Source organism: Halobacillus sp. BBL2006, from assembly GCF_000786645.1.
Lineage (GTDB): Bacteria > Bacillota > Bacilli > Bacillales > Halobacillaceae > Halobacillus.
Genome location: NZ_JRNX01000312.1, coordinates 1 through 7,681, shown reverse-complemented (window position 1 = coordinate 7,681; position 7,681 = coordinate 1). Strand labels below are relative to the sequence as shown.

Below are 7,681 nucleotides of genomic sequence, written 5' to 3'. Positions count from 1 at the left end.
CCGATTGAACGAAGCTGCGTACCTGGTACCAGAGAGAGTGAATGCGGTGTCAGGTACGCGCGGGTCTCTTTGTTGGTACCAGGTACCCACCGAACGAAGCAGCGTACCTGGTACCAACAAAGTCAAATCGGGTACCAGGTACCATCAAAGCTCAGAAGTACCCTCATTACCGACAACATTCGACCGAAAGATATAGAAAGTTGCAAATTTCCCTAAATGAGTTGGTTAATGTATCGAGATTGAGGGAAATATACCGAATAGAAGAAATGTCAGGAGGTTTAGCGTTATGCCAAACAATGTGCTTTGGACAGGTGGGTGGGATTCCACTTACCGCGTTTTGAACTTAGTATTGGATCAAAAGAAGACCATTCAGCCTTATTATGTACTTGATTCTGTCCGCCCTTCGACGAAGATGGAACTGAAGACGATGGAGAGGATCAAGAGGCTGATGGTAGAATTCGATCCTGAAGCGGAACAGCGCATTCTTGAAACAATAGAAATCAAAAAAGATGAAATTCCGTTGAATCCAGACTTTACGAAAGAATATGAAAAGCTTCGAAAGGAATATCGTCTTGGTGACCAATATGATTGGCTCGGCCGCTATGCTGAATCCGTCAACATGGACACTTTGGAGTTATCTGTTCACCACGACGATAAAGCGCAGGGCATGATTAAAGACGATGTGGTTAAGATTGAAGACGGGGAAGACTTCTACTACAGAGTCGTAGACAATCCATCCCATCCAGCTTTTGTCATTTTCCAAAAATATCGCTTTCCGCTGCTTGAAATTACAAAGCTAGAAATGGAAGAAAAAGCAAAAGAACGTGGGTATGCCCATATCATGGAAGAGACTTGGTTCTGTCACACGCCGAAGAAAAACGGAGAGCCATGCGGCTTATGTAACCCGTGTAAATATACACAGGAGGAAGGCCTTGGGCGCCGCATTCCTGAACCGACTCGAGCGGAGAGGATCCGCTATTTCTTATTTAAGGTCAACCGTCGATTAAAGAAAATAGTTAATTAAAAATAACGCTTGTAGATGACGAGTCTACAGGCGCTTTTTTTTTCAGAACTGTTCCGGGGACCAGGCACCTACAGAAGAAAAAGAGGTACCTGATCCCCAGCTCTCTCGCAATACTATCATCTATACATTTTTTTCGAAAAATGCTACTCTATACTGGTTAGAATTAAGATAAAAACATAGATTAAATGAGGTAAAAATACATGTCTAAATTGAAACAAACCGCGATCTGGATTACATTACTAGCCTTGGTGCTTAAAGTAATTGGATTCGTAAGAGAAGTTTTTATTGCAAAGGAATTCGGGGCGACAGATTATACCGATGGATTTCTTCTAGCGTTTACATTTGTTACTTTATTGAAAACTCTAATTAAGAATGGGTTCAATTCTGTATTTCTTCCTCAATATTTGAAGAATCGAAGAGCGGACCCAGAAGAGGCAGATCGAAACGCAAACAGTATGCTGAATTATACGATTGTACTTCTTATTATAGTCAGCGCCCTTTGCTATGTATTTACTCCATATATCGTTCAACTATATGGCGCGATGACTGAGACGACTGAGACGGTAGCAACACAGATTACTAGATTTTTCTTCTTATTTACTCTCATTATTGGATTGACGAGTGTTTTAGAGTCTTATCTGCAGGCTGTAAGGAGTTTCGTGCCTAATCAGATTGTAAACTTGTTAGGGACATTAGTGGCGACATTATTTATAATCCTTTTCTCTGATTTATGGGGCGTCTACAGCATTGCTTATGGATTCATTGCCGGTTTAGGAATTGGGCTAATCATTCAAATTTACTACTTATTCAAATACGGATATCGTTATAAACTCACGTTCAATATCAACCGCACTTTTGCTAAGACTTTCTTCGTCCTATTCATCCCGTCCTTGTTGCATGCATCGGTGGGACATATCAATGTATTTGTAGACAAATCTTTTGCTTCAGGAACTGTCAGTGGCGCGGTCACGTATTTGAATAATGCTTCATTATTAATGAGTATTCCAAGTGCCATTTTCCAGTCAACGGTAGTAGCTATCATATTTACGCTAATGTCTGAACAGAATGAAGAAAAAGAAAAGTTTAAGGATACGTTATATATGGGCTATCAGATTGGGCTAATGGCGTTAATGCCGATTGCTATGGGACTCTTGCTATTAGGGGAACAATCGATTTCCTTTATATTTGAAAGAGGAGCATACTCCCCTGAAGATACGCAAAATACAGTAACTGTACTGTATTATTATGTTCCTATGATAGTGACTATGGGGCTGTTGTTGATCCCTATAAAAGGTATGTATGCACTTAGTGCAACGAAGAAACTACTGCAAATAAGCTCAACGACAATACTTTTAAACGCGCTATTGAATTATTTATTTCTCATTCCGTTTGGCTATTCGGGCCTTGCTTTATCAAGCTCGGTTGTATCTATTTACTATATTACATTCGTGACGTACGCGATCTATAAAGAAATGCCGGCAGGAGAATGGAAGCGGCTGATTACACTTTTCATCAAGGTGTCGATTCCGACGGCTCTCATGGCTGTGCCGATCCTTTTGGTGGAATATCTCACTCCAATTCAAGAGCTGTACTCTCTCTTCCAACTGATGATTCTTGTACCCATCGGTGCGCTTACTTATGTGGCAGGACTCTACCTGTTTTATAGGGAAGGCTTTAACAAGCTAATGGAATTCGTCCAAAGAAAACGGAAAAAAGCTTAAATCATACTAAAAGCGCTCACCAATCCGTGGGCGCTTTTTTGTCTCATTTGATACCGGACGCAAACCATGTCAAAATAAGAAGTGAAACCAAACTATGAACGAATAGGAGAATGAGCGATGAAAATGATTGATGTCACAGCCCCTGTTTTCGAAGGGATGCCTGTTTATAAAAACAAACCTGAAAAACAGCCGAAAATCAACACAAATACGAACGGCCATGTTACAGAATCCCGTATGGAAATTGACGTGCACACAGGAACACATATCGACGCCCCGCTACATATGAAAAATGACGGGGAAACGTTCGAATCGATTTCTCTTGATAAGCTGGTCGGGAATGTAAAAGTATTTGATCTGACTGACGTGGAAGACGGAATCACAAAAGCAGATATTGAAGGCTTCGATATTCAGGAGGGAGACTTCATCTTCTTTAAAACACAAAACTCCTTTGAAGATGAGTTCAACTTCGAATTTATCTTCTTGAAACAGGATGGAGCCGAGTACCTGGCAGAACGTAAAATTAATGGCGTAGGAATTGATGCCTTAGGAATCGAGCGCAGCCAGCCGGAGCACCCGACACACAAGGCACTTTTCAATGCGGACGTCATCGTTATTGAAGGTCTGCGTTTGAAAGATGTCGAGCCGAAGAGCTATCACATGGTGGCAGCGCCGCTTAAGCTTGTCGGTACGGATGCAGCACCAGCGCGTGTATTGCTATTTGAAAACGAATAACATCAACTAAAAAAGTAGCGAGCATGAAATCACAATGGGTTTCATGCTCGCTACTTTTTTATTGAGATCTATTGTTGGAAGGATCAGTATTTCCCTATAAAACTGAAGGAGGTTACTACAATGCCTCGTTGGAACACCAGTTCATTCGATGAGGAAGAGTTTGTATCCGAACTATTGGAGCCCACAAAAGCAATTATAAAAGAAAATTTCATAGGACTTTACCTGCACGGGTCACTAGCCATGGGAGGGTTCAATCGTAAATCAAGTGATGTAGATGTGTTAGTGGTCACAGAAAAAGGGTTAGATATAGAGACTAAAAGGCAATTCGCCCAACTATGTTTAACTTTATCTAAACAGCCGTTTCCGCTTGAACTAAGTATGCTCAGCAGACGTCAGTTACTACATTGGGAGCACCCGTCTCCATTCGAGTTTCATTTTAGTGAGTTTTGGAGAGAACGCTATGAAAAAGATTTGGCGCAGGGTACGTGTCAGTACATAAATGATCATCAAGGAAAAGATCCAGATTTGGCGGCTCATGTCACAATTACGAACCATCGGGGAATTTGTATTGAAGGACCGCCGATATCATCTATATTTCCATCGGTCCCTTCTGCTCACTATGCATCTTCCATACTTGCTGACTATCATAGTTGTATAGAAGAACTTGAAGAGGATCCTGTCTATTGTGTATTAAATATCGTCCGGGTCTATTGGTATTTGAAAGAAGGAGAAATCTCATCAAAACAAGAAGCAGGAAAGTGGGGTATGGAAAACTTGCCGGAAATTGCGCAACCAGTCGTTCACCAAGCCTATCTCGTTTACAAAAACGGAGGCGACTGTAAGTTTGAACAGAAAGAACTCTCCCATTTTAAAAATTATATGAAAGCGGAAATCGGTCAGTTGCAGTTCATGATGTGACGGAAAAGAAAGGCGGGAAAGATGAGAAATTATATCGCGTTTTTAAGAGGAATTAATGTCGGTGGCCACAATAAACTTAAAATGGCAGAGCTTAGAAGCTCGTTAGAAGTACTCGGACTACAAAATGTCAGAACTTACATTCAAAGCGGTAATGTGCTGTTTGAGTCGAGCAATGATGAAGATCAATTAGCAAAACAGATCTCTACGATAGTAGAAAAAGACTTTGGTATATCCAGCCCGGTTGTACTTAGGACAGCAGAAGAACTGCAGAATCTCGTAAGCGACTGTCCTTTTTCAGAAAAGGAGATTGCCGAAGCAGACGCTTCCTCCAAAGGAGAATGTCTTCATGTAGCGATGTTAGAGGAATTTCCCTCACAAGAAGAGATGGATAAACTTTTATCATATGCGAACGAAAAAGAAAAAGCCGTGCCACAAGGAAAAAACATCTATCTCTTGTTCTATGACAGTATCCGTAATTCAAAATTAGGCAATAACCTTAATAAGCTTGGTCCAGCAGTAACTGTGCGTAATTGGAAAACGATAAATAAGGTAGTAAGTATGACAGAAAAGTAAAGGGAGAGTATCATAGGATTCCTATTAATTGCAGGGTTCTTTCCCTTAATAATCATCGGGAGATTTTATCGAAAAATAGAGATTAGAAGAACGGATTGAGGAATTAGAGAAGAAAATAGAGGGTAAAATATTTCAAGTTAATTTTTTCACCACCCGTCCTCAATAAACATTAAAGTCCCCCGGCATGATTGCGGGGGAGTCTTCCTATAGTAGTTTACTAGTTTATTTCACTCTGATCTCCTGTCCAACCCGGAGATTAAACGGATCAATATTAGGATTTAACTCCAATAAGTCTTCAACGCTCACACCTTTGTGGAGATTGGCAATGTTATAGAGTGTGCTGCCAGGTTTAACGGTGTGAAACTCTTTATTATAGCCATCAGCTCTGCTCACTCGTACTTCCTGTCATGAAGGGGACGGTGAGAAGCTATTAAAGATGTCCATGGAAATGATGAAGCAAAATGTAAAGACAGAAGGGAACAGTGATTTAGATTCATTTATGCAAAAGATGCTTGAGAATGTCACAATCAATAATCTCTCCTATGAGCTGACCATTGATAAGGAAAACCATTACCTTACAGGAATGATGATGGACCTTGATATGAGTGTGAAAGCATAAGGGAAAACAGTCGATATTACCCAATAACAGATATGACACTTGAAAACTTTAACGAAGTAGGACCAATTGAAGTGCCACAGGAGGTCAAGGATAACGCTAAGCCTTTAGAAGAGAAGATGGAGGAACCTGATACCTCGACGTCAACACCGACGTATGCTTTAGCGGGGGTAGCCTTGATTCTATTTGGTGGCAGCATTTTACTGTATAGAAGAAAAAGTGCGGCGTGAGTAAGGTAGAAATCACTTTATGAATAAAAGCTCAGAGTACTAAACTCTGAGCTTTTTGTGTGCGAGTTAATGTTTATCCGAGCGCTACATCTAACGTCATCATCACGGCAAATCCAAGCATAAGACTGATGGATGCAAGATTGACGTTCCCTTTTTCGTGCGATCCAGGAATGATCTCTTTTGCGACAACGAAGATCATGGCTCCTGCAGCGAAGCTTAAGGCATAAGGCAGAATGGGTTCAATGACGATGACGGCCACCGCGCCGATGACAGCAGCGATTGGCTCAACCATACCGGAAAATTGACCGAACATAAAGCTTTTCTTCTTGCCCATTCCGTCGCGGTGTAAAGGCATGGATACAGCTGTACCTTCCGGGAAGTTCTGAATTCCGATGCCTAAGGCAAGGGCCATCGCACCGGCGAGCGTTGCTTCTGTTCCATTGGATGCAAGCGCTCCAAATGCCACACCGACTGCAAGACCTTCCGGAATATTGTGGAGCGTCATAGAAAAGACGAGCAGTGCGGTCCGTTTTTTAGCTCTATTGTCTTTAATATCATGCAAGTATTTATCAGTATTAAGCGCGGGCAGCATCAAATCAATGAAAAGCAGCAGCACCCCGCCTAATAAAAATCCGACAACAGCTGGAACCCATGATGGAACTGAGCCTTCTGAGGACATTTCGATTGCCGGTGCGAGTAAGGACCAGTAGCTGGCGGCAATCATTACCCCTCCTGCGAAGGCGAGCATACTATCGAGAAATTTTTGATTCGTTCCTTTAACAAAAAACACGAGTGCGGCACCCAGAGCCGTCATTCCCCAAGTAAACAATGTACCAAATAGGGCTTGCATGACGGGACTGAATTCTTTGAATGCTTCTAACATAGTCTTCCTCCGTTCAAATTATAATATATTTAAAAGTTGCGCATGTGCAAAATTCATTTATGCGACCATTTTACATGGAGGTAGGAAATTCGTCAAACTTCTTGTTTAGATGAGGAATCATATCTAAATGGGTGGAGCCCTTAATATCAGTGAATACTTTGATAGAATCAAAGTATAAAATTACCAAATGATAAGCTATATATTTTTACTACGTGATAAGATAACGAAACTACACGGCCCTTAAAGACAATCATAATAGGACAAGACGCGCATGAATAGCATGGGATATAGAGACTACCTGTGAGGTGAACGTCATGCAAATACATGTGGTGAAGTCCGGAGAGACATTATGGGCGATCGCCCGGAAATATCGTACGGATATGAATCAAATTATTTTAGCCAATCAGATGGAGAATCCTGGTGTGTTGGTAGTCGGCCAAGACCTCGTTATTCCTGAACCGGGGAGAGAGTATGTCGTACAGAGCGGTGATTCACTCTGGGGAATTGCACAGCGGTTTGGCATCTCTGTTCAAGAGCTCGCGGCAGTCAATCAAATTGCAAATCCATCGCTAATTTTTATAGGGGAAGTGCTTGTGCTACCTTATTTCCCCTATACGGTCCAGCAAGGAGACAGCATTTGGAGGATATCGCAGCAATTTGGGGTATCTGCCGATCGCATCGTTCAGGTGAATAATATCGCTAATCCTTCGTTGTTGTATGTCGGTCAAACCTTGTATATCCCGAGACGGCCAAGGCCTGTTAAAGAAATCAATGCCTATACGACGACGATGACGGAAGCAGGAAGGAATGAAGTCCTTGCGCTTGGTCGGAACTTCACTTATTTATCACCATTCACTCATGCCATAAGAGCAGATGGATCGATTACGGAGTTGAATGATGGAGCGGTGATAGAAGCGGCAAAGTCAAATAACGTGGCACCACTTCTCGTTTTGACTAATTTTTCTGGGCGGAAGTTTGACTCAG

The 7,681-nt window shown here is 41.8% G+C and carries 10 protein-coding genes; 8 read left to right on the top strand and 2 right to left on the bottom strand.

From position 1 onward, the window contains the following. Window positions 1-286 precede the first annotated feature (286 nt). The 5 genes from LD39_RS09995 to LD39_RS09975 all read left to right on the top strand — a co-directional run bounded on the left by LD39_RS09995 (window position 287) and on the right by LD39_RS09975 (window position 4,968). Complete coding sequence (locus LD39_RS09995) at window positions 287-1,024, top strand: 7-cyano-7-deazaguanine synthase (protein ID WP_035545790.1); 738 nt, start codon at window positions 287-289, stop codon at window positions 1,022-1,024. 200 nt (window positions 1,025-1,224) lie between these two features. After that, window positions 1,225-2,745 (top strand): murein biosynthesis integral membrane protein MurJ, encoded by a 1,521-nt coding sequence (murJ, locus tag LD39_RS09990; RefSeq protein ID WP_035545787.1) that lies wholly within the window; start codon window positions 1,225-1,227, stop codon window positions 2,743-2,745. Between the two features lie 117 nt (window positions 2,746-2,862). Beyond that, complete coding sequence (locus tag LD39_RS09985) at window positions 2,863-3,477, top strand: cyclase family protein (RefSeq protein WP_035545783.1); 615 nt, start codon at window positions 2,863-2,865, stop codon at window positions 3,475-3,477. Window positions 3,478-3,597: 120 nt separating this feature from the next. Continuing rightward, window positions 3,598-4,395: an aminoglycoside adenylyltransferase domain-containing protein gene (locus tag LD39_RS09980; RefSeq protein ID WP_035545780.1), complete on the top strand. Its 798-nt coding sequence runs from the start codon at window positions 3,598-3,600 to the stop codon at window positions 4,393-4,395. A gap of 21 nt (window positions 4,396-4,416) precedes the next feature. Beyond that, window positions 4,417-4,968, top strand: coding sequence for a DUF1697 domain-containing protein (locus LD39_RS09975; RefSeq protein ID WP_035545778.1), 552 nt, complete (start codon window positions 4,417-4,419; stop codon window positions 4,966-4,968). Window positions 4,969-5,190: 222 nt separating this feature from the next. On the opposite strand, the gene LD39_RS22100 is transcribed toward LD39_RS09975, so the two are convergent. Beyond that, window positions 5,191-5,361 (bottom strand): LysM domain-containing protein, encoded by a 171-nt coding sequence (locus LD39_RS22100; RefSeq protein ID WP_081988409.1) that lies wholly within the window; start codon window positions 5,359-5,361, stop codon window positions 5,191-5,193. Here LD39_RS22100 and LD39_RS09970 point away from each other — a divergent pair. Together LD39_RS09970 and LD39_RS09965 are read left to right on the top strand one after the other, a co-directional pair. Beyond that, window positions 5,354-5,587, top strand: coding sequence for a DUF6612 family protein (locus LD39_RS09970; protein ID WP_369793234.1), 234 nt, complete (start codon window positions 5,354-5,356; stop codon window positions 5,585-5,587). The two genes, LD39_RS22100 and LD39_RS09970, sit on opposite strands and share 8 nt — an antisense overlap. Window positions 5,588-5,619: 32 nt before the next feature. Further along, entirely contained in the window at window positions 5,620-5,814 is a 195-nt protein-coding gene (locus LD39_RS09965; RefSeq protein WP_035545774.1) for an LPXTG cell wall anchor domain-containing protein, read from the top strand. Between the two features lie 73 nt (window positions 5,815-5,887). Here LD39_RS09965 and LD39_RS09960 read toward each other — a convergent pair whose 3' ends face one another. Next, complete coding sequence (locus LD39_RS09960) at window positions 5,888-6,697, bottom strand: ZIP family metal transporter (protein ID WP_035545772.1); 810 nt, start codon at window positions 6,695-6,697, stop codon at window positions 5,888-5,890. 314 nt (window positions 6,698-7,011) lie between these two features. On the opposite strand from LD39_RS09960, the gene LD39_RS09955 reads away from it, so the two are divergent. Then, on the top strand, window positions 7,012-7,681 hold a 670-nt coding region (locus LD39_RS09955), incomplete at its 3' end, for a LysM peptidoglycan-binding domain-containing protein (protein WP_035545769.1).